The sequence below is a fragment of the Aeromicrobium sp. genome, from assembly GCF_014378035.1.
Lineage (GTDB): Bacteria > Actinomycetota > Actinomycetes > Propionibacteriales > Nocardioidaceae > Aeromicrobium.
This window is the reverse complement of the sequence record NZ_JACMOM010000154.1, coordinates 1-1,561: the sequence shown is the minus strand read 5'-3', so window position 1 is coordinate 1,561 and position 1,561 is coordinate 1. Positions and strand designations below refer to the sequence as shown.

3 protein-coding genes are annotated in these 1,561 nt (G+C 67.8%); 2 read left to right on the top strand and 1 reads right to left on the bottom strand.

The features are described 5' to 3' along the window. On the bottom strand, nt 1-320 hold a 320-nt coding region (locus H7290_RS08145; protein WP_290513524.1), incomplete at its 3' end, for a hypothetical protein. 113 nt (nt 321-433) lie between these two features. Between H7290_RS08145 and H7290_RS08140 the strand changes: the two genes are divergently transcribed. Both H7290_RS08140 and H7290_RS08135 read left to right on the top strand, forming a co-directional pair. Further along, nucleotides 434-796: a cupin domain-containing protein gene (locus tag H7290_RS08140; protein ID WP_290513523.1), complete on the top strand. Its 363-nt coding sequence runs from the start codon at nt 434-436 to the stop codon at nt 794-796. After that, nucleotides 793-1,561: MFS transporter (locus H7290_RS08135; RefSeq protein WP_290513522.1), on the top strand; the 769-nt coding region annotated here is incomplete at its 3' end. The genes H7290_RS08140 and H7290_RS08135, both read left to right, overlap by 4 nt.

Here is a 1,561-nt window from a genome sequence, read left to right as displayed (position 1 = left end):
CAGAGGTCAACGCAGATGCGACGAACCAGTCCTGAGTTCCGCTCGATGACGCCGTCGAGGAGGGCAGACGTGGCGAGACGTCCAGCGACGACCACCGTCGGTGCTCGACCGGTGCCTCCGAGGTCGCCGGCGTTGACGAGCTGGGAGAACGAAGGGGGTGGGCTCGGCGCAGCCCGGAGGCCGGGGTCGGATCGGCTCCCGCAGAGACCTGAAACGCGAGTACTGTCCTGGTGGACACCCTGGACCTCGGTGTCGGTCAACCGTCGTGGCGCCTGCGTCGTCGCGGCCTCGCCGACGCAGGGGGATTGCTCAGATGCCACTCATCGCTGGATTCGGTGGGCGTCTTCGAGCCCGCTGCCGCGAGTGGGTCCCCACGGCTGTCCCTCGCCGACGAACGTCGTGCCCAGCCCTACCCCCAACGAAGGATGACGTCATGCAGAAGCAGTCGCTGACAGCCCTGATGCGCCACCAGCTGGACATCGCCATCACCGCTTCGAGCGGTCGGAGCGCGCATACGGTGTACGGCGGTCACGAGCACGTGCTGCGCCAGACGATGATCGCGTTGCGCGGTGGGTCGAACCTCGACGAGCACGAGAGCCCGGGCGAGGCGACGCTCCAGGTGCTGCACGGCCGGGTGACGCTGGTGTGCGGCGAGGTCCGTTGGAACGGATCTCCAGGCGATCTCCTGATCATCCCGGATGCCCGTCACGCACTCGAGGCGGTGGAGGACTCGGTCGTGCTGCTGAGCGTCGCCAAGACGATCACGCCTGCCGCGTCTCCGACGAGCACGACGTGAGCGAGAAGTCCCTGGTCGACCGCAACCACGACGAAGAGGCCGTGCGCCAGCAGGCGCAGCCTCCACCACCACGGGGTGCCTTGCCACCGCTTGCGCAGCGATCTCCCGGGTTGATGCTGTTCATGGCGACGCTCGGCTTCGCCGTGAACTTCTGGGCCTGGGCGTTGCTGAGTCCGTTGGGTCCGCTCTTCCGCGAGACCGGAACCCTCGGTGACCTCTCGGAGAGTGACGTGGCACTGCTCGTCGCCGTCCCCGTCATCGTCGGCTCGTTGGGCCGGATCGTCGTCGGTGGGCTGACCGACCGCTACGGCGGACGGGTGATGTTCCCGCTGGTCTCCGCGGCCACGATCGTGCCGATCCTGTTCATCGGCCTCTTCGCCCAGACCTCCTACCCGGCGCTCCTGGTGGGCGGATTCTTTCTCGGCATAGCCGGGACCTCGTTCGCGGTCGGTGTCCCCTTCGTCAACGCTTGGTTCCCACCGGAGCGACGCGGATTCGCAGTCGGTGTGTTCGGAGCGGGCATGGGTGGGACCGCCATCAGCGCCCTGACCACCGTGAAGCTGTACTCCGACGTCGGACACCGTGTTCCGTTCGCCCTGACCGCCATCGCGCTGGGGCTCTACGCAGTGCTGGCGTGGTTCGTGATGCGCGACGCTCCGGGTCGCAGCGTCCCCACCACGTCCCTGATGAGTCGACTGTCTGCGAACGCACGGTTGGCGATCACGTGGCAGGCCAGCGTGCTCTACGCGGTCGCGTTCGGCGGGT